The organism is Noviherbaspirillum autotrophicum (assembly GCF_000818395.1).
GTDB classification, from domain to species: Bacteria; Pseudomonadota; Gammaproteobacteria; order Burkholderiales; family Burkholderiaceae_D; genus Noviherbaspirillum; species Noviherbaspirillum autotrophicum.
Genome location: NZ_JWJG01000028.1, coordinates 1,696,025 through 1,715,384, shown reverse-complemented (window position 1 = coordinate 1,715,384; position 19,360 = coordinate 1,696,025). Strand labels below are relative to the sequence as shown.

Annotated in this window: 23 protein-coding genes, 1 tRNA gene and 1 riboswitch; of the genes, 15 read left to right on the top strand and 9 right to left on the bottom strand. The window is 58.5% G+C overall.

All coding sequences use genetic code 11. The features are described 5' to 3' along the window. The first annotated feature begins 155 nt into the window (after positions 1-155). From TSA66_RS09265 to TSA66_RS09235, 7 genes are all read left to right on the top strand, one after another. Positions 156-1,304, top strand: a complete 1,149-nt coding sequence (locus tag TSA66_RS09265; protein WP_040042374.1) for a nuclear transport factor 2 family protein — start codon at positions 156-158, stop codon at positions 1,302-1,304. Beyond that, the gene (locus TSA66_RS09260; protein WP_084199442.1) at positions 1,304-2,563 is read left to right on the top strand and encodes a L,D-transpeptidase family protein; all 1,260 of its coding nucleotides are present in this window, start codon (positions 1,304-1,306) and stop codon (positions 2,561-2,563) included. Before TSA66_RS09265 ends, TSA66_RS09260 begins: the two co-directional genes overlap by 1 nt. Positions 2,564-2,993: 430 nt before the next feature. Beyond that, positions 2,994-3,974: a hypothetical protein gene (locus TSA66_RS09255; RefSeq protein WP_040039791.1), complete on the top strand. Its 981-nt coding sequence runs from the start codon at positions 2,994-2,996 to the stop codon at positions 3,972-3,974. A 280-nt stretch (positions 3,975-4,254) separates the two neighbouring features. Continuing rightward, on the top strand, positions 4,255-4,509 hold the full coding sequence (locus tag TSA66_RS09250) for an AbrB/MazE/SpoVT family DNA-binding domain-containing protein (protein ID WP_040042372.1): 255 nt from the start codon (positions 4,255-4,257) through the stop codon (positions 4,507-4,509). Then, a complete protein-coding gene (locus TSA66_RS09245) occupies positions 4,503-4,823 on the top strand; it encodes a type II toxin-antitoxin system PemK/MazF family toxin (RefSeq protein ID WP_040039790.1) in 321 nt (106 codons plus the stop codon). The genes TSA66_RS09250 and TSA66_RS09245 overlap by 7 nt, the downstream gene beginning before the upstream one ends. Before the next feature lie 17 nt (positions 4,824-4,840). After that, positions 4,841-5,158, top strand: coding sequence for a flagellar transcriptional regulator FlhD (flhD, locus tag TSA66_RS09240; protein ID WP_040039789.1), 318 nt, complete (start codon positions 4,841-4,843; stop codon positions 5,156-5,158). Between the two features lie 149 nt (positions 5,159-5,307). Further along, on the top strand, positions 5,308-6,351 hold the full coding sequence (locus TSA66_RS09235; RefSeq protein WP_040039788.1) for a hypothetical protein: 1,044 nt from the start codon (positions 5,308-5,310) through the stop codon (positions 6,349-6,351). Positions 6,352-6,462: 111 nt separating this feature from the next. Here TSA66_RS09235 and TSA66_RS09230 read toward each other — a convergent pair. The 9 genes from TSA66_RS09230 to TSA66_RS09190 form a co-directional block, all read right to left on the bottom strand. After that, positions 6,463-6,538 (bottom strand) — tRNA-Lys (locus TSA66_RS09230). Between the two features lie 91 nt (positions 6,539-6,629). Further along, positions 6,630-7,379, bottom strand: a complete 750-nt coding sequence (gene ybgF / locus TSA66_RS09225; RefSeq protein ID WP_040039787.1) for a tol-pal system protein YbgF — start codon at positions 7,377-7,379, stop codon at positions 6,630-6,632. Positions 7,380-7,382: 3 nt separating this feature from the next. Further along, complete coding sequence (gene pal / locus TSA66_RS09220; protein WP_040039786.1) at positions 7,383-7,907, bottom strand: peptidoglycan-associated lipoprotein Pal; 525 nt, start codon at positions 7,905-7,907, stop codon at positions 7,383-7,385. Between the two features lie 43 nt (positions 7,908-7,950). Next, the gene (gene tolB / locus TSA66_RS09215; protein ID WP_040039785.1) at positions 7,951-9,219 is read right to left on the bottom strand and encodes a Tol-Pal system beta propeller repeat protein TolB; all 1,269 of its coding nucleotides are present in this window, start codon (positions 9,217-9,219) and stop codon (positions 7,951-7,953) included. A 6-nt stretch (positions 9,220-9,225) separates the two neighbouring features. Continuing rightward, positions 9,226-10,164, bottom strand: a complete 939-nt coding sequence (gene tolA, locus TSA66_RS09210) for a cell envelope integrity protein TolA (RefSeq protein ID WP_040042371.1) — start codon at positions 10,162-10,164, stop codon at positions 9,226-9,228. Between the two features lie 5 nt (positions 10,165-10,169). Then, positions 10,170-10,610, bottom strand: coding sequence for an ExbD/TolR family protein (locus TSA66_RS09205; RefSeq protein WP_040039784.1), 441 nt, complete (start codon positions 10,608-10,610; stop codon positions 10,170-10,172). Beyond that, on the bottom strand, positions 10,610-11,299 hold the full coding sequence (gene tolQ, locus TSA66_RS09200) for a protein TolQ (protein ID WP_040039783.1): 690 nt from the start codon (positions 11,297-11,299) through the stop codon (positions 10,610-10,612). The genes TSA66_RS09205 and tolQ overlap by 1 nt, the downstream gene beginning before the upstream one ends. Before the next feature lie 65 nt (positions 11,300-11,364). Then, complete coding sequence (gene ybgC, locus TSA66_RS09195; RefSeq protein WP_040039782.1) at positions 11,365-11,796, bottom strand: tol-pal system-associated acyl-CoA thioesterase; 432 nt, start codon at positions 11,794-11,796, stop codon at positions 11,365-11,367. Positions 11,797-11,805: 9 nt separating this feature from the next. Further along, positions 11,806-12,552 carry an SDR family NAD(P)-dependent oxidoreductase gene (locus tag TSA66_RS09190; protein WP_040039781.1) on the bottom strand — a complete coding sequence of 249 codons (747 nt, stop codon included), beginning with the start codon at positions 12,550-12,552 and terminating at the stop codon, positions 11,806-11,808. A 137-nt stretch (positions 12,553-12,689) separates the two neighbouring features. Continuing rightward, positions 12,690-12,797, top strand: a riboswitch (ZMP/ZTP riboswitch). A 96-nt stretch (positions 12,798-12,893) separates the two neighbouring features. Here TSA66_RS09190 and glyA point away from each other — a divergent pair. From glyA to ribD, 8 genes are all read left to right on the top strand, one after another. Next, positions 12,894-14,141: a serine hydroxymethyltransferase gene (gene glyA, locus TSA66_RS09185; protein WP_040039780.1), complete on the top strand. Its 1,248-nt coding sequence runs from the start codon at positions 12,894-12,896 to the stop codon at positions 14,139-14,141. A gap of 194 nt (positions 14,142-14,335) precedes the next feature. Beyond that, positions 14,336-14,806: a transcriptional regulator NrdR gene (gene nrdR, locus TSA66_RS09180; protein WP_040039779.1), complete on the top strand. Its 471-nt coding sequence runs from the start codon at positions 14,336-14,338 to the stop codon at positions 14,804-14,806. A gap of 68 nt (positions 14,807-14,874) precedes the next feature. Beyond that, positions 14,875-15,444, top strand: coding sequence for a type IV pilus modification protein PilV (pilV, locus tag TSA66_RS09175; protein ID WP_040039778.1), 570 nt, complete (start codon positions 14,875-14,877; stop codon positions 15,442-15,444). A 6-nt stretch (positions 15,445-15,450) separates the two neighbouring features. Then, positions 15,451-16,461 carry a PilW family protein gene (locus TSA66_RS09170; RefSeq protein ID WP_052452197.1) on the top strand — a complete coding sequence of 337 codons (1,011 nt, stop codon included), beginning with the start codon at positions 15,451-15,453 and terminating at the stop codon, positions 16,459-16,461. Beyond that, positions 16,458-17,165 carry a pilus assembly protein gene (locus TSA66_RS09165; RefSeq protein ID WP_052452196.1) on the top strand — a complete coding sequence of 236 codons (708 nt, stop codon included), beginning with the start codon at positions 16,458-16,460 and terminating at the stop codon, positions 17,163-17,165. Before TSA66_RS09170 ends, TSA66_RS09165 begins: the two co-directional genes overlap by 4 nt. Then, the gene (locus TSA66_RS09160; RefSeq protein ID WP_084199440.1) at positions 17,146-17,625 is read left to right on the top strand and encodes a type IV pilin protein; all 480 of its coding nucleotides are present in this window, start codon (positions 17,146-17,148) and stop codon (positions 17,623-17,625) included. The genes TSA66_RS09165 and TSA66_RS09160 overlap by 20 nt, the downstream gene beginning before the upstream one ends. A 1-nt stretch (position 17,626) precedes the next feature. Then, positions 17,627-18,175, top strand: a complete 549-nt coding sequence (locus tag TSA66_RS09155) for a GspH/FimT family pseudopilin (RefSeq protein WP_084199438.1) — start codon at positions 17,627-17,629, stop codon at positions 18,173-18,175. Positions 18,176-18,263: 88 nt separating this feature from the next. Further along, complete coding sequence (gene ribD, locus TSA66_RS09150; RefSeq protein ID WP_040042366.1) at positions 18,264-19,355, top strand: bifunctional diaminohydroxyphosphoribosylaminopyrimidine deaminase/5-amino-6-(5-phosphoribosylamino)uracil reductase RibD; 1,092 nt, start codon at positions 18,264-18,266, stop codon at positions 19,353-19,355. Positions 19,356-19,360: the final 5 nt, after the last annotated feature.

Genomic DNA, 19,360 nt, shown 5'->3' with positions numbered 1-19,360 from the left:
ATCAAAAATCTGGCCGTGCAGGATTGGCGCCGCTCTTGCGAATCACATTGCGAAAGCGTCATTCCCCGCGAACGGATGGCCGCAACGGCGACCGGCAGGATCAGGCGTCCGGAGACACTGCTTTCGACCTGCCGTCCATTACATCAATGACAAACATGACATTCTCCTCGCGCTGCATGACCCATCTGCGCCCAGCCCTGAACAAAACTGTCGCACTGTCCGGCTTGCTGGCCGCGCTGCTGGCGGCGCCCGTTTTTGCGGATGATTTGGCCGATGTGACCCGGCTGGTGAAGAACGGACAATATGCTGAAGCATTGAACCGCGCCGACGCATTCCTTGGCAAGAATCCGCGCGACGCCCAGATGCGATTCCTGAAAGGCGTGATCCTGACCGAACAGAACAGGTCGAATGAAGCGATCACGGTGTTCACCAAGCTGACCGAGGACTATCCGGCGCTGCCGGAGCCGTACAACAACCTCGCCGTGTTGTACGCGGCGGCAGGACAATATGAGAAGGCGCGCGCCGCACTTGACGCAGCGATCCGCACCAATCCGAGCTATGCCACCGCATACGAGAACCTGGGGGACGTGCATGCGAAACTGGCAAGCCAGGCCTACGACAAGGCGCTGCAGCTCGACTCCGCTAATTCAGTCGCAAAATCCAAGCTGACGCTGGTGCGCTCGCTGGTCGGCAATCTCAACGGCAGCGCGCCGAAGGCCGCTGCTGCGCCGAGCGCGCCGGCCATCGCCAAGGTGACACCGGCTCCAGCTCCAGCTCCGGCTGCGCCCGCCAGTGTGCCGAAGGTGGCCGCTGTCACACCGGCCCCGGCAGCTCCGGCCAAGCCGGCGCCTGTGGCGGTGCCGGCTAAGCCGGTCGTCGTCGCCAAGCAGGATGCTATCAAGCCGGAGGCCGCCAAACCGGAACCGGTCAAGCGCGAGCCGAAACCAACTCCGGCCGCCAATGTCGAACGCGACGACGTGCTGAATGCGGTGCACGGCTGGGCCAAGGCGTGGAGCGCGCAAGACGTGAAGTCGTATCTGAATTTCTATGGCGGCGATTTCCAGACGCCGAACGGGCAGCCTCGCAAGGCGTGGGAAGACGATCGCCGCGCGCGCATCGCTGGCAAGGGCCGCATCAGTGTCAAGGTCGAGTCGCCGCAGGTCGCGGTGAACGGCAATTCGGCCACCGTGAAATTCCGCCAGGTGTATGCGTCCGATCGTCTGACGGCGAATACCCGCAAGACGCTGACCCTGACCAAGCATGGCGGCAAGTGGCTCATCAAGCAGGAGAGCACGGGTAGCTGATGTATCGTTCTGAATCAACCGACTGCCGGATCAACGTGAGAGCCAAGCGGGTTTTGATATTGTCCTGGCTGCTGGCCGTGGGCGGCGCCGTATTGGCGCCGGCGGCATTGGCAGGGAACTCGGCCGTGCAGGCCGTGCAGGATGTCCTGGCCGCCAACAAGCCGGATCCGGAAACCCTGCTGATCGGGGTGTACAAGGAGCTTGGTGCCAATCACCTGCGCACCGCCCAGGAGAAGGCTGACCAGCTGGTCGAGGCCTATCCGAATTTCCGCCTGGGGCATCTGATCAGGGGCGACCTGCTGCTGATGCACACGCGCCCCATCAAGACCCTGGGGGCGATCGACGGCCCGCAAGACAAGCTCAAGAATCTGCGTGACGAAGCGATGGTGCGCCTGAAGTCGCTGCGCGAGCGGCCTGACCCGGCGCTGATCCCGCGTTCTCTGCTGCAATTGCGCGAGGACCAGAAGCATGCGCTGGTGGTCGACGCCAAACGCTCGCGCCTGTACGTGTACGAGAACCATGGCGGGCGTCCGAAGTTCGTCACCGATTACTACATCAGTCAGGGCAAGCTCGGTGTCAACAAGCTGAAAGAGGGCGACCAGAAAACGCCAGTCGGCATTTACTACATCACCAGCCAGCTGTCCGGCGCGCGGCTGCCTGACTTTTACGGCTCAGGCGCCTTGCCGATCAATTATCCGAACGAATGGGACAAGCTCCATGGCCGCAGCGGATCCGGCATCTGGCTGCACGGCACGCCATCGGACACTTATAGCCGCCCGCCGCTGTCGTCCGACGGCTGCGTGGTGCTGACCAATCCCGACCTGTACCAGCTGACCAGCTCGGTCGAGATCGGCAAGACACCGGTGGTCATCAGCGAGAGCGTGGAGTTCGTCAGCAAGTCCAAATGGGACAGTGATCGGCATACCGCAGCCAGGCTGGTCGAAGACTGGCGGCGCGACATGGAAAGCCGGAGTACGACGCGCGTGATGGAAAACTATTCGCGCAAGTTCAAATCCGACCGCGGAGAGGATGTGAAAGCCTGGCTGGCCAGGCATCTGCCGTTCATGAGCGGCGTAAAGAACTTGTCGGTCAAGCTGAGCGATGCGACGTATTTCTTTTACCCGGGGCATGACGACATGATCGTCAGCACGTTTACCGAAGAGACATCGGTCGGCCGCAGCAAGAGCCTGACACGCAAGCGCCAGTACTGGGCCAAGGAAGGCGCGCAATGGAAAATCGTTTACGAGCTCAATATCTAAGCGTTATCCCTCTTGCCGATGCGAACGGCTGCCATTTCGGCAGCCGTTTTTTTTTCGTGCAGCAAGTAACGTTGCCGACAGCCGCCTGACGGCATGACCCGCCTCAACAGCAGATTTGTCCGGTTTCCTACAATCTGATGGTCGCCGGACATGCTGCTCCAAGTGAACTTACTTTTACTTCTTGCTGTCATTTCATTAAGACCGCCTTGATGGGCGAAGCTGCTTGAAATGCAATGCTGACATTGCGGCCTAGAAAATGTCGCATCTGCCCGGATTTGCGTGTCTTACAAGAAGCTCATGTCGCTGCCGAACCAGCAATAGCAATTCGGAAAAAATATGCGAGCATGCTCGGCGGCAGAGGTGGACGTTATCCCCATCCAGACTGAATCCGGAACATGCACGTCCCGGAAAACCTGCGAGGACAAGCCGATTGACGAGTGCCACATCGCGACGGCCATTATCGGGCCAGGAAGACCGTGATTCTGCAAGCCAAAGTGCGGCGCCGACGGATGCTGCCGACGCCCTCAATGAGGGCGGGCACACTTCCATTCCGGAGCCGCGCTCGGCGGGCAACGCTGGCGATTTCGCCGCACCCGACTATGAACGGTTAAGGGCACTCGCGGCGCTCTATGAGCAGCCGCAGCGGATGAAGCGTCGCTCCGTGTATCGCACAGTTCTCATGCTGCTTATCTTCGCACTCGGCGCTGGCGTCGGCCTGGCGGCAACATGGTGGTTTTCCGGCGCCAGAACAAGGCCTTTGCCACCGAGTCTTTCCGGGCCGCTGTCGACTGTTTCGGCTTCCAGGGATAGCCAGTCGCCGGCGTCGGCGCGCAGCGGGATCAGCGCCAGTGAGTTGCCGTATGATGGTCGCAAGCCACCTGCCACGAGCATGGACTCATCTGTTCCCATACTGAATCCGGGCGAGTTGCCATACAGTGGCCAGCCCGACGAAGGCAAGCAAAGCCACGTTGAAGTGGATGCGGGAAAGGCGAAGGCGGCGAACCAGCCAATGCGTGCCGCCACTGGGCAGGCCGCCTTGTCCGAGCGGGCCAAAGCACAGTTGCAAGCCGCGCCGCACAAGACCCCAAGAAGTCGTTCCGCGGCGCGGGGAATGAAGGACCGCGAGATCGAACGGATTCGGCAGCAGGCCGATGAAGAACTAAAAAAAAAATCTGAGCGCAGTCGGACCTTAAACGAAGCACGGACCCGCTCCCGTGCGCCATCTTCCCACGTAGCCGAAAAAGATGTGAGGCGCCACGATTCGCTCAACTCAGCGCACATGCAGCCGAAATTGGCCAAATGCACGCGTGCCGGCAATTTGATCCGGCGCGAACAATGCAAGTGGCGCTTATGCAGTGGCATGTGGGGAAAGAATGGTTGCCCATCTTATGCCCATGCGAAGCCGTACTGATTAGGCTGCTTACATTCCACATTGCTGCATTGTCAGAGCGCATTGCCGCGCGGCATCTCACCATTCCTCGCAGTCTGGGTTCATCCATGTCCGGTACCGCTGTACGTCCAAGGGTGGCCTCGCGTTTTCACGTTGTTATTACCAATATCCCATGTTTTGTTGTTTAGTGGAAACAATGTAAGAACAAATGGATGCCTTGTAACAACAATGTGTCCATATGTAACTTGCCTTGTGGTAATTTAACGCACTATATGAGAACATGCTGTTAAAGGAAGTTGTGATGAAGACCACAATTCGCAAAATGGGCAACTCGCAAGGCGTGTTGATCCCCAAGCCCTTTTTGCTGCAAGCGGGCCTCGACATCGGGGAAGTAGACCTGCAAGTGGAAAAGGACGCAATTGTGATCCGCAAGCCGAAAAAGAAATCGCGCGAAGGATGGGCGCAGGCATGCCAGCTGATCGCCGCTCATTCCGCTGAACAAGCGATTGTCTGGCCGCTTCTGCCGAAGGAGTCGGACGTGGAATTTTCATGGTGATGCGTGCAGAGATATGGCTGATTGACTTTGACCGGCCGATCGGCAGCGTGACGCAAAAGCGCTGGCCTTGCGTCGTCGTCTCGCCCGAAGAGATGGACGAGCATCTCAACACATTGATCGTGGCGCCGATGAGTACGCTGGACTTGCCGGCACCTTTCCGGATTCCCATAAGTTTTATGGGGAAAGACGGATTGATTTTGCTGGATCAAATTAGCGCGACGGAAAAGACGCGGCTGGTCCGCAAGTTGGGCACGGTCAGCAATGAAACCTTGGCCAAGATACTCGACGCATTACAAGAAGTTTTTGCTCATTGAAAAAGGGATGGACTGCCATGTCGAATAACGATTACACATCCGAAATTCGCGACGTCAACCTGAGCTACCTGATGATCGCGCAACAAATGATCCGGCAAGATCGGGCTGAGGCGATTTTCCGGCTCGGCATCAGCGGCGAAATCGCAGACCTGATCGCGGGAATGAGCAATGCACAAGTGTTGAAGCTGGCCAGTTGCAACATGATGCTGTCGCGATTCCGCTTCAATGACACCACGATTCTGTCGGCCCTGTTGAACGATAAAGCAGGCACAGCTGCGGCCATGGTGCACGCATCCATCCTGATGGCATCCCAGGCTCCGGAAACGATCGTGTAAGCCGGAACCTCCTTCGAGATCTTCCGATTATGTCCGACCATGATTCTGCACCCGCAAGCCACACTCCACTGGATGCGGCTTGCGTGCGCTTGCATTCCATGGTTACGGGGGTAATCCGAAGCTCTGGATCGGCGTAGGGGCAAATCGCTTTGAACGATCTCCTGCAGCAGGAAACCGAACGGCAGAGGCGCCTCCTGGAGGAAGCCCGAAAGGCTGTCGAGCAGGAGAAGGTGCGCATGCGCCAGGGCGGTGTGCGCCGAATCGAGCCGAGGCTCGACGAGCTGCCGGCGATGCCCGTTCCACAGCGGGGAGAATTGCGGGAGGAGGGGCGGCAGGATCATGCGCTGCCGCTACCTAGCGACGAAATGCCGCCTCCTGCCGAATTTGTCGTCCCGCTGCGTAGCGTCCCCGACATGCGCTCCGCGCTGATCCCTATTGATGATGCGGATGGCGCAACCTGGAGCAAGCCGTTTTCCCTGCCCAGGGCCGACATGGAGCCCTGGCTATCCTTCCTGCGCGGCTACCGTGCATCAGCACTGTTTCCCGAGCACGCAGCCGCCGGTTCCGGCCTGCGCGTCGATGCCGCAGTGCAGGCGCTGCTTGAACTCAAGGGGATCGACATCAAAGTCATCCTTGAGCCGGCAGTGCAGATCAACGGACCAGTCGAATATGCAGAGGATGTGCCGGCCCAAGCCATAAGCGGGAATGAGCGCGACGTGCATGAGAACCAGCTCGCGAAGGCCTTCGAAAAAGGGCGCGAGATGGGTAATCATCTTTACGACGCCTTGCTTGGGGAAGGCTACGTCAACCTCGTGCAGGCCTGGGAAAAAGTTCATAGCCGCAAGCCCTCCGTATCCGAGCTGCACTTCATGCTGACCACAGGCCGTGTAAAGCCCCCGGAGGAGATTCAGCCGCGGCGGCCGGAAATGGCAGAAAACCTGTATCCGCCGAAAGCGCCAGCCGTGGTGGCCGAACCGACCCCGAGAAAGCAGGAAGCAGCGCCGCCGGAGACGAGAGTATCGGAACCGAAGGCTGGCCTCGTGCGCAAGATATCGACGGGGCTGATCCGCGACAAGCTGAAAGTGAAATTCGCGATTCGCGACAAGAGAAAACTGGTCTTCCACCTGTCGCATCTGGCCTTGGTATGCGTGGCGATTGTCGTGTACTGCATCGTCATGCGGGTGTTTGACTGACGCTGGTCAAGCGCGCTTTGCTGACGCAGCGTGTTGCCGTGTCGGGCAATGAAGAGAAGAGGGGCGGCAGAAAACAGAAAGGGCCCAGGTTTTTACCTGAGCCCCTGATTTTGGTGGGTCGTGCGTGACTCGAACACGCGACCAACGGATTAAAAGTCCGCTGCTCTACCGACTGAGCTAACGACCCGAGAGACAAAGATTATAGAGAAGTTTTGGTTGTTCTGTCAAATGCTTTGCGGAATCATTTGCATGCATTCGCACAGTCCGGCCAAGACATCCTACTTCAGCGCTGTCAGACGTTCTTTCGCCGTCTGTGCCGCTTGCGATTCCGGGTGTTGCGCAATCAGTGTTTCCAGCGTCTTTTTCGCGGCGGTCTTGTCCTTCAGTTCCATCTGGCAGCTTGCGATGTTGAGCAGCGCATCGGCAACCTTCGGGCTATCGGCATAATTTTTCACTACCACTTGTTGCGCGCTGATCGCGCTGCGATAGTCGCGCAGTGCGTAATAGGTATTGCCCAGCCAGTATTGCGCCGATGGGGCGAGCCCGGATTGTGGATAGCGTCGCAGGAAGTCGGAAAACGCTGCACCAGCTTCTTTGTAGCTGCCGGTCTTGAAATGGCCGAGCGCCGCGTCATACGCTTTCTGCTCGCCCGGTTCCATCGTAACTTCCTTGCCGTCGATCGTGACCTTCTGCGGTTCCAGCCTGCGCAGACGAGTGTCGAGGTCGACGTAGAAATCCTTCTCGCGCCGCTGTTGATTCGCCAGCTCGTTGGTCAGCACTTCAATCTGCCCGCGCAGCTTCGAAATTTCCTGCCGCAACTGTTCGTTTTGGTTGTTCAAGTCGAAGTTGCTGCTCTTGTCGGCCTTGGTGTTGAGGTCGCCCTGCATGCCGTCGAGCCGCTTGCGGATTTCGAGAATCGCGCGGCGCGCTTCGTCATCCTCGAACAGTGCTGCCTGCGCCGCGAGCGGGGCCAAAGAAAATGCGGCCATGAAGGCCGCAGCAATCGAAGATTTGATGATCTTGTTCATATTTTATTGATAGACGATATCGGCGCGGCGGTTTTCTGCCCAGGATGCTTCATCGCTGCCGGTCGCTTTCGGCTTTTCCTTGCCGAAGGAAACCGCTTCCATCTGCGATTCCGACACGCCCAGCGTCGCCAGCGACTTGCGCACTGCTTCGGCACGCTTCTGGCCCAGCGCCAGGTTGTATTCGCGGCCGCCGCGTTCGTCGGTATTGCCCTGGATGACGATCTTGCGTCCCTTGTTCGAGCCGAGGTACTTGGCGTGCGCCTCGACTACCGGCTTGAACTCATCCTTGACAATGTAGCTGTCGAAGTCGAAGTACACGCTGCGCTTGGCAAGCACGCCCTTCGGGTCGTTGAGCGGGTCGGTCGTGACGGCGGCAACCGGAGTCACCGTGCGGGTGTCTGCGCCGGCGGTCGGGACGGGATTGCGTTCTTCGACCTTGGCCTTGTCGTCAAGCTTGACGGACGAGCCGCAGGCCGCCAGCACGAGTGCGCTGGAAAGAATGAGGGCGGAAGTCGTGAATTTACGCATGAAAATTTCTCCTGGAGTGAAGCGGTGTTGTTGTAAAACGGCATTATTTCATGAATGGGCCCCATGTGGGCTCGCGGATATCGCCTGCCTGCGTGGTCAGGGTGTGTTTGACCCTGCCGTCGACCGACACCACGGCAAGCGTTCCGCGCCGCCCGGACTCGGTTGCATACATGATGTACTTGCCGTTGGGCGAGAAGCTGGGCGATTCATCCTTGGCCGTGTCGGATAGGCGCATTTCCTGGTCGCTGGTCAAATCGAGCGCATACAGCTGGAAACGGCCGTCGCGGCGCGAAATATAGGCGAGGGTCTTGCCGTCAGGGGAGATGCGCGGGCTGATGTTATAGCTGCCGCGGAATGTCACGCGCTGCGCCGATCCGCCGCTTGCGTTCATGCGGTAGATTTGCGGTCCGCCACTGCGATCGCTGGTGAAATAGATGGATTGGCCGTCGGGGGAGAATTGCGGCTCGGTATCGATGCCATCGGTATTCGTCAGACGACGCAAACCGCCGCCGTCGGCGTTGACGACATAGACTTGGGTCAGGCCGTCGCGCGACAGTGCCAGAGCCAGCTTCGTACCGTCCGGCGACCAGGCGGGCGCGGAGTTGCTGCCCTTGTAGTTGGCGACGACGGCGCGCTTGCCGGTGACCAGGTCCTGTACGTAGACCACTGGCTTTTTGCTTTCAAAGGAAACGTAGGCGACCTTGGTGCCGTCGGGTGACCATGCCGGGGAAATGATCGGCTCCTTCGAGGTCAGCACAACCTGCATGTCCGCGCCGTCGGCATCGGCGATCTCGACGCGATAGTCGCGGCCGGACTTGGTGACGTAGGCGATGCGCGTGCTGAACGCACCGCGCACGCCGAGCAGTTTTTCGTAGATGTCGTCGGCGATCTTGTGGGCAGCCACGCGCACCCGGTTCGGCGAGGTCGCCAGGCCGATGCTGGACAGGCTGGCGGACTTGATGGTGTCGAGCAGCTTGTAGCGCACATCGAAGCGGCCATCGGCCAGGCGCTGCACGCTACCCACCACCAGCGCGTCGGCGCCGCGCGATTTCCACTCGCCGTAATTGACCGGCGCGGTTTCGGAGATGGCATTGCCGGTATCGATGATCTTGAAGTAGCCGCTGCGCTCAAGGTCGGCCTTGATGATGCCGGAGACCTGCTGCGGCACGATCGATTCATCGGCAAAGCCGGCGATGGCGATAGGGATTTGGGTGGCGCCGACGCCGGAGGTTTCGATCCGCAACTGTGCGTGCGCAAGCGAGCCTGCGGCGACGCCGATCAACAGTATGCAGCGCAAGAATAGTTTTTTCATAAGTGCTTACTGGTCTTTGGGTCTGTGGGTTCCAATGAAACTGGACGGGACCGAACCCGATTTATCTCTCGGATACGGCTGCGATTTTTCGATGGCGCGGCGAACGGCTTCATCGAAGCCGGGCACGCCGGAGGATTTGATCTTCTTCATGCCGGCAATCGAGCCGTCCGGCAGCAGGTTGACTTCGTATTCGACCGGGGCGTTGTCGGCCACTCCTTCGGGCACGTTGAACACGATGTTCGACTTGATTTTGGCTGCTACCCGTCCCGCATAGCCGGAATCGGCGCGGCCACCCTGAGACTTGGCCGCTTCGCCGCTGCCGCCTGTACCAGTCACGCCGCCGGCGAGGCGTCGCATTTCCTCGTCCCGCAGCTTTGCGAACTTCTTGTCTTCAGCTTCCTGCTTGCGCTTGGCGTCGGCGGCCTTCTTGTCCTTTTCCTTCTTCTCGGCTTCCTGCTTGGCTAGGCGTTCCTGTTCCGCCTTCTTCTTTGCCAGCTCTTCCTCTTTCTTTAGCTTCGCCTCGCGTTCTTCGCGCTCTTTCTTTTGCGCTAGCTTCTCCTGCTCGATCTTCTTCTGCTTGGCCAGCTGTTCTTCTTCCGGGCGCTTCTTCTTTTCCAGTTCCTTGCGCTTCTTTTCCTGCTCGAGGGCGATGTCCGGCTTGACGACTGGCGGCTCTTCCACCTGCGGTTTCGGGAGTTCGCGCGGCGCTTCCTTGATCACGGGCGCCGGTTCGGGCTCTTTTTCGGCGGCAGGTTCGGGCAGAGGGGCAGCTTCACGCGGCTGCGGGCTCCATACTTCCGCTTCGATCGTGGTCGGCGCTTCGTTCTGCCAGCGCACGCCGACCCACAGAAAGGCCAGCAGTGCAGCATGCACCAGCGCCGCCAGGATGATGGCGCGCCAGCGTCCCGGCTCCTGCGGTACGGTGTACGGCATTGCGTCAGTCATCGGTTTCATTGCTTGGTTGCCAGCCCCACGCGGTTGACGCCGAGCTTTTTCGCTTCCGAAATCACCTGGATGACGTCGTCGTACTTGATGTCCTTGTCCCCTGCGATCATCACAGGCAGTTCAGGATTGGCCTCGTGCATCGTGCGCAGCTTTTGCATCAGTGCGCTGCGTCCGGGCACAGATTCGGCCTGCTGGCGGCTGTCCTTGCCGCCAGTGATGCCGATGGTGGCGGTGGTGTCGGGCTTGAGCGCGATCTGGATGTATTCGGTCGGCGGCAGCGCTGATTTGGCCGCAGTCGGCAGGTTGACCACGCCCGGATTCGACACCGGTGTGGCAACCATGAAAATAATCAGCAGCACCAGCATCACGTCGATATACGGCACGACGTTGATTTCGGACTTGAGCTTGCGGCCGCGCCCTCCGCGCATGGAACTGAAGCCTGCCATTAGCGGACCTGCCGTTGCAAGATGTTGGAGAATTCTTCGATGAAGCTCTCGAAGCGAATCGCCAGCCGGTCGATATCGTGCGAATAGCGGTTATAGGCGACGACGGCGGGAATCGCCGCGAACAAGCCGATGGCAGTAGCGATCAGCGCTTCGGCGATGCCGGGCGCGACTGCCGCCAGCGTTGCCTGCTGCACGTTAGCCAGGCCGCGGAAAGCATTCATGATGCCCCATACCGTGCCGAACAGGCCGACATACGGGGAAACCGAGCCGACAGATGCCAGGAAGGCCAGGTGCGATTCCAGCGCATCCATCTCGCGCTGGTAGGCTGCCCGCATGGCGCGCCGCGCGCCGTCGATGACACCGCCGGCGTCGACCATGCTCTTGCTGCCGAAGGCTGCGCGGGCCTTGTTGAACTCGCCCATGCCGGACTCGAAGATGCGTTCCAGGGCGCCGGTACGGCGGCGATTGGAGCCGGCCTCCTCATACAGGGCGCCGAGATTGCCGCCTGACCAGAACGCGCGTTCGAATTCCTCGGTCTGGCTGCGCGCGCTTTTAATAGCGAACATCTTGCGGAAGATATATGACCAGCTCATCACGGACACCAGCAGCAGCAGTGCCATGACGAGCTGCACCAGCAGTGATGCATTGGTAATTAGGGAAAGGAAGGAGAGATCTTGGGTGACGGTCATTGAAACGTTCAACTCTGATTTGTAATTATAAAAAGCGGCCCGTGGCAACAACCGGGCTGCGCTCCCTAACTGGAAATCGATCCGGTGCCTTTTATGCGTTCAAGCGCCTCGTCCGGTATCGGGCAGGGCCGGAAAGTTTCGGTACTCACGCAGCCGACCTTGATGCGCCCGCTGGTGAGTAATTGCGGCTGCTCGCCGCCAACGCGCCAAGCCTCCTGAATAAATTGCATTGAGGCACGTCCGAGCCGTTCGACAACGACGGTGAGTTTCAGTTCATCATCTAGTTTCGCTGGAGCATGATAATCGACGGCTGTGCTCTTGACGACGAACATTGCATGGTGCGACTCCGACAATGCTTGCTGCCCGATGCCCGCCGCACGCAGCCATTCGGTACGGGCACGCTCGAAAAATTTCAGATAATTTGCATAAAAGACAATGCCGCCCGTATCGGTGTCTTCGTAATAGACGCGTACGGTCCAGGTGAAATCGGATTGCATATCGGCTGCCTAGATGCTCCGCTTGATCGCAAAGGGGGAAAAACCTTGGCAGGATGGCATCAATTCGATGTAATTGACATTCACATGCGGCGGCAACGTCGCAATCCAGTAGGCGGTTTCCGCTATGTCGGCGGCTGTCAGCGGTACTGTGCCTTCATAGACTTTGGCAGCAGCGGCGTCATCCTTCAGGCGTACGTTCGAGAATTCGGTGCCGCCACACAAGCCGGGCGCAATATTGGTGGCCCGTACGCCAGTGCCCACGAGATCGGCGCGCAGGTTCAGTGTGAACTGGTCGACAAAAGCCTTGGTCGCGCCATACACATTCCCGCCCGGATAAGGGTAGGTGCCCGCCACGGAGCCGATATTGATCACAGTGCCGCGTCCCCGCGCCACCATGGCGGGCAGCAGGGCGCGAGTGATTGTGACGAGCCCCGTGCAATTGGTTGAGATCATCGTTTCCCAATCATCGAGCGACGCTTTGTGCGCAGGTTCGATGCCCAGAGCCAGTCCTGCATTGTTGATCAGGACATCGATTTCCTGCCACGCAGCGGGCAGACTGGCAAGAGCATTTTGGATTGATGTCTTGTCCTGGACATCCATTACGACTGGCAATATATTGGCGCCAAGTTCGGCGGCCAGTTCATCCAATCGTTCCTTGCGACGGCCGGCAGCAATCACTTTGTGTCCGTTTTGCGCAAATTTGCGGGCCATTTCCGCGCCAAAGCCGGATGTGGCGCCCGTAACCAGAACGATCATGCAATCTCCCATTGGTGGTATGCAACGAATTGCGAAATTGTAGCCCAAAGGTGGTCCCTGCTGCTCCCGAAGAAACGGTGCGGAATTTTCTACCATTCTTGCTCAAATCAAGCACCTACCTTACAATTTGGTACCATTTCGTCTCACGTAACTGGCGAAAAAGCAGGGGCTTGCAGCTCCGGCGACAAGGTGGAGATCCACCGGGGAACGTGAGATGTCTTTCGCCGTTCGCCTGGGCAGCCCAAATGGAATGTACGACTGAGGCTGCCTGTCTTCTTCCATCGGCCCTCATTCGATTTCGGCAAACCCGCTTTGCATACTTAAATCGATTGGAGTTTTTCATGTTCGCAAAAGACCACACCATCGCCAAAGTCGATCCGGAACTTTGGTCCGCCATTCAACAGGAAAATCAGCGCCAGCAAGACCATATCGAGCTGATCGCATCCGAGAATTACACCTCGCCAGCCGTGATGGAGGCGCAAGGCTCGCAACTGACCAACAAGTATGCGGAAGGCTATCCGGGCAAGCGCTATTACGGCGGTTGCGAATTCGTCGACGTGGCCGAGACGCTGGCGATTAACCGCCTGAAGGAATTGTTCGGTGCGGAAGCGGCCAACGTGCAGCCGAACTCCGGATCGCAGGCCAATCAGGGCGTGTTCTTTGCGATGCTGAAGCCGGGCGACACCATCATGGGCATGTCACTGGCAGAAGGCGGCCACCTGACTCATGGGATGGCGCTGAATATGTCCGGCAAGTGGTTCAACGTCGTTTCCTATGGCTTGAACGACAAGGAAGAAATCGATTACGACGCGATGGAAAAGCTCGCGCGCGAAAAGAAGCCGAAGCTGATCATCGCTGGCGCCTCCGCTTATGCATTGCGCATCGATTTCGAGCGTTTTTCCAAGATCGCGAAAGAGGTCGGGGCCTACTTCATGGTCGACATGGCGCACTACGCCGGCTTGATCGCCGCTGGCGTTTATCCAAACCCGGTACCGTTCGCCGATTTCGTCACCTCGACCACCCACAAGTCGCTGCGCGGCCCGCGTGGTGGCGTGATCCTGATGAAGGCTGAGCATGAAAAGGCCATCAACTCCGCGATTTTCCCGGGTATCCAGGGCGGTCCGCTGATGCACGTGATCGCCGGTAAGGCTGTCGCCTTCAAGGAAGCTCTGTCACCGGAATTCAAGGCTTACCAGCAGCAGGTAGTGAAGAATGCCGACGCACTTGCCAAGGCGCTGATCGCGCGCGGCTTGCGCATCGTCTCCGGCCGCACCGAATCGCACGTGATGCTGGTCGATTTGCGCGCCAAGAAAATCACCGGCAAGGAAGCCGAGGCGATCCTTGGCTCCGCGCATATGACTTGCAACAAAAATGCGATCCCGAACGACCCGGAAAAACCGTTTGTGACGTCCGGCATCCGTCTCGGCAGCCCGGCGATGACCACCCGCGGCTTCAAGGAAGCGGAAGCAACCAAGGTCGGCAACCTGATCGCCGACGTGCTGGACAACCCGCACGACGCTGCGACCATCGAGCGCGTGAAGGCGGAAGTCAAGAAATTGACCGACGCGTTCCCGGTATACGCGCGTTAAGACGGGAATGGATAGTGCTGCTTTGTTGCTCGACGCAGAAGCAATATGCGTTTGCGGATAATCAACGAGGCAGCATGTTCCCTCTCGAAACAATGCCATATACCAAATATATGTGATTGATGGCTCTGCATGCGTGCAACAGAATTAACTGATTGATAACTTGCTGCAGAGCCTGAAACGAATGGTTGACCACTATGAAATGCCCCTTCTGTCATCATGACGACACCCAGGTCATCGACACGCGCGTGTCGGAAGAGGGGGATACCATCAGGCGTCGGCGCCGTTGCGCGCATTGCGACAAACGCTTTACTACCTATGAGCGCATCGAATTATCGATGCCCGTCATCGTCAAGAAAAATGGCAGCCGCACGGAATATGACCCAGCCAAGCTGCGCGGCAGCATGATGCTTGCATTACGCAAGCGCCCGGTGTCTGCCGAAGCGGTGGATGCGGCCATCCACCATATCGAAGAAAAGCTGCTGTCGAGCGGTGCTCGAGAAGTGCTTTCGGGTCATGTCGGTGAATTGGTCATGCGAGAGCTTAAACGTCTCGACAAGATTGCCTACATTCGCTTTGCGTCCGTCTACAAGAGTTTTGAAGACGTTGCGGAATTCCAGGATGTAATCGCCGAGGTTGGGCGAGAACGAAAAAACCCCTCCAAGTAATTCGGCATATTCCGGGAGGATGGAGTTTTTGCGTCAAAAATGTTGTCAAATTAATAATAAATATAAACATGAATGGATGGACGAAAAGCGGTTTTTCCCTGGTTGAAGTGTTGGTGTCCATCGTGGTTCTCGGGGTGGGTGTTCTGGGGGCTGCCGGTATGCAGTTGACGGCGATGCGAACCGCGCAACAGTCGGCATTTCACACTTTCGCGCACCAGCTTGCCGCAGAAATGGCGGGCGCAGTGCGGGCTGGGCATGGGCGCCTTCTGCAAACCAGCGGGGCTGATCCCTATAGCGGATTCGACTACCAAGCAGCGGTCGATGGCGATCCACAAAAGCCGGCAAAGCTTTGCTACAGCAATGAATGCAATCCACAGGAATTGGCTGAATTTGAAATGTATGAATGGAAAATGCGTGTCAAAGCGGCTTTGCCGGGTGGGCGCGTCGTTGTATGCCGTGATGCTAATCCGTGGAGTGGAGTCCTGAATGCATTGAACTGGAACTGTAATGGCGGAGTGGGCGGCAAAGCACCGATTGTCATCAAGCTGGGTTGGCAGGCAAAAAATCCAGACGGAAGTCAGCAGCGGGATGCCAACGGGATCTCCGCGCCATCCGTCGCGCTGGCCGTAGCATATTGAACCGTCATGAAGGGACGTGTCAGGGATGCTGGCGCCGGCTTGCTCGGCGCATGTGGCCAGTCAGGGGTAACGCTGATTGAGCTGATGATTTCGATGACGATCGGCTTGTTTGTCGTGATGGCGGCGACGGTTCTTCTTATGTCGACCAAATCCGGCTATCTGATGCAAGACGACGAAGCGCAGATACAGGCGAGCGGACGCTTTGCAATCGAAACGGTTTCGCGGGCGGTGCGGCAGTCCGCTTATTTTCCCTGGAGCGGGATGAGCAATGCGCAGCTCAGTACGGATCTCATCGGGGGAATGATTGCCGGGTTGGATGCACGCAGCTTGAAAAGCAGTACGCAAGGTATCGACTTACCGGTCAGGAAGTCGGTGAACGGCAGTGATGTGCTTGCCGTGCGATTTTTCGGCTCCGGCGCTGGCGGTGCGGCCGATGGGTCGATGATTAATTGTGCGGGTTTTGGTGTTGCCGGGGCAGTCGACGCGCTGGCGGACGACAGCCGTGGATGGAGCATTTTTTATGTGGTGGAAGATGCTACCGGCGAGCCGGAGCTGTACTGTAAGTATCAGGGAGCAAGCGGCTGGTCGTCCCAGGCAATCGTGCGCGGCGTCGAATCGTTCCAGGTGCTGTACGGGCTCGATACCGACGCGGACGGCTTGCCGAACCAGTTTATGACGGCATCGGCGATCGATGCGCTGGATGGCACCCTCGTCCTTGAAGGCGTCGACGCGGCAGCGCGAGCGCGGGACAGGGGGCGCAAAACAAACTGGAAGAAGGTCGTGGCTGTAAGGATCGCGATGCTTATCCATGGCGCGCATCTGGCCGGCGTAGAACGTATGAGTGCTGAGCATGATTTGTTTGGCAAGGATTACGCGAATGCATTTGCGGACAGCGACAAGGGCGTGCGCATTCGCGATGCAGAGATGCCAACGTTGCAGCGTGGCCGGGTGCGCCGAATCTTTGCGACGACGATCCATCTGCGCCAACCGCCGCCGTTAGCGGAGGGCTCGCGATGAGGCTCGCACATCGCTCCAAGCTCGGTCCGCTTTGCGCTTTCTACCGTCGGAATGTCGAATCCGGAGCCACGCTTATCGTGACGCTACTGATGCTGGCACTTCTGGCAATGGTGGGGCTTTCGGCGGCGCGGATCTCTTTGCAGGATGAAAAGGCGTCGCGCAACGAGCGCGACCGGGAGATTGCTCTGCTGGCTGCGGAGGCGGCGCTGACCGATGCCGAACTGGATATTGAAACCTCGCCGCGCAGCTACCTGTTTGAACCGGATCGGAACGAGGGATTTGCGTTGGATTGCAATAACGGCCAGACGGCGCTCTACCTCGGCTTGTGCCTGTCCGGGGAAGTTAGCCGACCGACTTGGCAACTAATGGATTTCGCAAGTGCCCTGACGGGGACGAAGTCGGTGCCTTACGGTCATTTCACCGGGCGCACACTTCCGAACGGAGCCGGTCCGCTTCCATCGCACGTGCCGAGGTACATCATTGAACTCATGCCTGACAGTAGCGGCGGTGGAGCGAAGGCAATTTATTACTACCGCATTACCGCAATCGGTTTCGGTGCTGCACATACTACCCAGGTGATGTTACAGGCGCTTTATCGGAAAGCCGGTACGAACAGCGAAGAACATGCGATGCCAGTTGGCCGTTTCAGCTGGCGAGAAATCCCTAACTGGAAGGAGTTACACGATGCTCTTGCTGGAAAGTGAGCAACCAATTGATTTTGAGGTTCAGCAGCACGGCTTCACGCTCACCGATCTCATGATTGCCCTTGCCATCGCGGGACTGCTGACGGCGATCGCCATACCGTCATACCGCGAGTCGGTACGCAAGAGCAAGCGCGCCGAAGGGCGGGCTGCGTTAATGCAGGCGATGCAGCAAGAGGAACGTTTCTATTCGGGGCACAACAGCTATATCCGCTTTCATTCTTCCTCAACGGACGAAGAGGAAAGGAAATTCAAATGGTTCTCCGGAAATAGCGCGAAAAGCAGCGCATACGAAATCAAGGCGGAGTCCTGCCAGGACGAGTCGATCGAAAGCTGCGTGCAATTGACGGCCATGCCGGGGACATACAACGTGGATTTGAAATTCAGGGACCTGGAATGCGGTGATCTCATTTTGACGAGCACCGGAGTCAAGACTGCAAGCAGCACGGATTGCTGGAACTAGCATGTCTGCCGCTATACTGCAGGGCAGCCGGCGCGCAGGGTTTTCGCTGACAGAGTTGCTGATTGTGATCGCTATCATCGGTATTTTTGCCTCGCTCGGCGCGCCGAACTTCCGGGATATGGTCGAGCGCCAACGGGTCGCGACGACTGTTAATGATTTTTTCTCCGCAATATATCTCGCCCGATCGGAGGCAATTCGCCTGGGAGCGCGGGTGGACCTTGTTCCCAAGGATGCGACTGGCGACTGGGCAAAAGGCTGGGTCGTCTTCATTGATGAAAACGGGAACCAAAGGCCGGACAGTCCCGAGCGAATCATCTTTTCCCATGACGCGGCTGCGCGTGGAATGAGCATTGCGGCCAGCCTTACCGATTCAAAAGTACAATATCTGGCTTATACCGGCTCCGGCCGCACGCGCACCAATGCCAGCAGCCAGGCTACGCAATTCGGCACCTTTACATTCAAGCTCGGCAAACAGACCAGGAAGATCAAGCTGAACTTCCTGGGACGCCCCCGTGTTTGCAATCCGGATACCGATGGCGCAACTTGTTGAGCCGCGCGCCGGAAGGCTTTGGCGATAGAATGGGCCAGCTTGCGCAGGTAGCCGGCAGCGACTTCAATAACCGGACATGATAAATCCCGTGGAAATTACCAGCGATCGGCAGGGCATCGAACGCGCCCTGCAATGGGCATCGAAAGGCATGTTTACTACCACGCCGAACCCGAGAGTCGGCTGCGTGATCGTCAAGGATGGGCAGGTCATCGGCGAAGGTCATACCCAGCCGCCGGGACAGGCACATGCAGAGGTGCAGGCGCTCAATGATGCCGCATGCCGCGGTGCTGATGTTCGCGGTGCGACAGTTTATGTAACCTTGGAACCCTGCAGCCATTACGGGCGCACGCCGCCCTGTGCGGATGCCTTGGTGAAGGCCGGTGTGGCCAGAGTGGTCGCGGCAATCGCCGATCCCAATCCGCTGGTGGCGGGGCAGGGGCTGGAAAAACTGCGGGCTGCCGGCATCGCGGTGACTTGTGGCGTGCTGGAAGACGAAGCCCGTGACATGAACATCGGATTCATGTCGCGCATGCGCAGCGGCAAGCCGTGGGTCCGGATGAAGGCTGCCGCCAGCCTCGACGGCAAGACGGCACTCCACAACGGCCGTAGCCAATGGATTACCTCCGATGCCGCGCGCGATGACGGCCACTGGTGGCGCGCGCGCGCATGCGCGGTGCTCACGGGTATCGGCACAGTGCTGGCGGATAATCCGCAACTAAATGTGCGGGCGGTCGATACCCCGCGCCAGCCACGCCGTATCGTGATCGACAGCCAGCTTCAGATCAGCCCGCAAGCGCGCATTCTGGACGGTGGCGGCACCTGGGTCGTTGCGGCGAGCGCCGATCCCGAAAAGCAAGCGCAATTGCGCGAGCGCGGCGCTGAGATAATTGTGCTTCCAAATGCGCATGGAAAAGTGGACTTGCCCGCACTGATGCATGAGCTCGGCAGGCGGCAGATCAACGAGGTGCATGTCGAGGCTGGATTTAAGCTGAACGGATCGCTGATCCGCGAGGGCTGCGTCGACGAATTGCTGCTCTATCTGGCGCCCAGTCTGCTGGGTGATGCGCAAGGCTTGTTTGATTTGCCGGCGCTCGCCAGCCTTGACGGCAGGAAGTCGCTGTCGTTTCACGAAGTTAAGCAAATCGGGCCGGATTTGCGTATCCTTGCTCGTTTCATTTAATCGGA

What these genes read in the sequence shown, in the direction of transcription:
- tolQ (WP_040039783.1), bottom strand. Translation starts at nt 11,299, where the DNA reads ATGACCGTCACCCAAGATCTCTCCTTCCTTTCCCTAATTACCAATGCA.
- ybgC (WP_040039782.1), bottom strand. Translation starts at nt 11,796, where the DNA reads ATGCAATCCGATTTCACCTGGACCGTACGCGTCTATTACGAAGACACC.
- TSA66_RS09160 (WP_084199440.1), top strand. Translation starts at nt 17,146, where the DNA reads ATGCTCTTGCTGGAAAGTGAGCAACCAATTGATTTTGAGGTTCAGCAG.
- TSA66_RS09190 (WP_040039781.1), bottom strand. Translation starts at nt 12,552, where the DNA reads ATGATCGTTCTGGTTACGGGCGCCACATCCGGCTTTGGCGCGGAAATG.
- TSA66_RS09205 (WP_040039784.1), bottom strand. Translation starts at nt 10,610, where the DNA reads ATGGCAGGCTTCAGTTCCATGCGCGGAGGGCGCGGCCGCAAGCTCAAG.
- glyA (WP_040039780.1), top strand. Translation starts at nt 12,894, where the DNA reads ATGTTCGCAAAAGACCACACCATCGCCAAAGTCGATCCGGAACTTTGG.
- ybgF (WP_040039787.1), bottom strand. Translation starts at nt 7,379, where the DNA reads ATGAACAAGATCATCAAATCTTCGATTGCTGCGGCCTTCATGGCCGCA.
- TSA66_RS09245 (WP_040039790.1), top strand. Translation starts at nt 4,503, where the DNA reads ATGGTGATGCGTGCAGAGATATGGCTGATTGACTTTGACCGGCCGATC.
- TSA66_RS09265 (WP_040042374.1), top strand. Translation starts at nt 156, where the DNA reads ATGACATTCTCCTCGCGCTGCATGACCCATCTGCGCCCAGCCCTGAAC.
- TSA66_RS09170 (WP_052452197.1), top strand. Translation starts at nt 15,451, where the DNA reads ATGAAGGGACGTGTCAGGGATGCTGGCGCCGGCTTGCTCGGCGCATGT.
- TSA66_RS09155 (WP_084199438.1), top strand. Translation starts at nt 17,627, where the DNA reads ATGTCTGCCGCTATACTGCAGGGCAGCCGGCGCGCAGGGTTTTCGCTG.
- TSA66_RS09250 (WP_040042372.1), top strand. Translation starts at nt 4,255, where the DNA reads ATGAAGACCACAATTCGCAAAATGGGCAACTCGCAAGGCGTGTTGATC.
- pilV (WP_040039778.1), top strand. Translation starts at nt 14,875, where the DNA reads ATGAATGGATGGACGAAAAGCGGTTTTTCCCTGGTTGAAGTGTTGGTG.
- TSA66_RS09165 (WP_052452196.1), top strand. Translation starts at nt 16,458, where the DNA reads ATGAGGCTCGCACATCGCTCCAAGCTCGGTCCGCTTTGCGCTTTCTAC.
- pal (WP_040039786.1), bottom strand. Translation starts at nt 7,907, where the DNA reads ATGCGTAAATTCACGACTTCCGCCCTCATTCTTTCCAGCGCACTCGTG.
- nrdR (WP_040039779.1), top strand. Translation starts at nt 14,336, where the DNA reads ATGAAATGCCCCTTCTGTCATCATGACGACACCCAGGTCATCGACACG.
- TSA66_RS09260 (WP_084199442.1), top strand. Translation starts at nt 1,304, where the DNA reads ATGTATCGTTCTGAATCAACCGACTGCCGGATCAACGTGAGAGCCAAG.
- flhD (WP_040039789.1), top strand. Translation starts at nt 4,841, where the DNA reads ATGTCGAATAACGATTACACATCCGAAATTCGCGACGTCAACCTGAGC.
- tolA (WP_040042371.1), bottom strand. Translation starts at nt 10,164, where the DNA reads ATGACTGACGCAATGCCGTACACCGTACCGCAGGAGCCGGGACGCTGG.
- tolB (WP_040039785.1), bottom strand. Translation starts at nt 9,219, where the DNA reads ATGAAAAAACTATTCTTGCGCTGCATACTGTTGATCGGCGTCGCCGCA.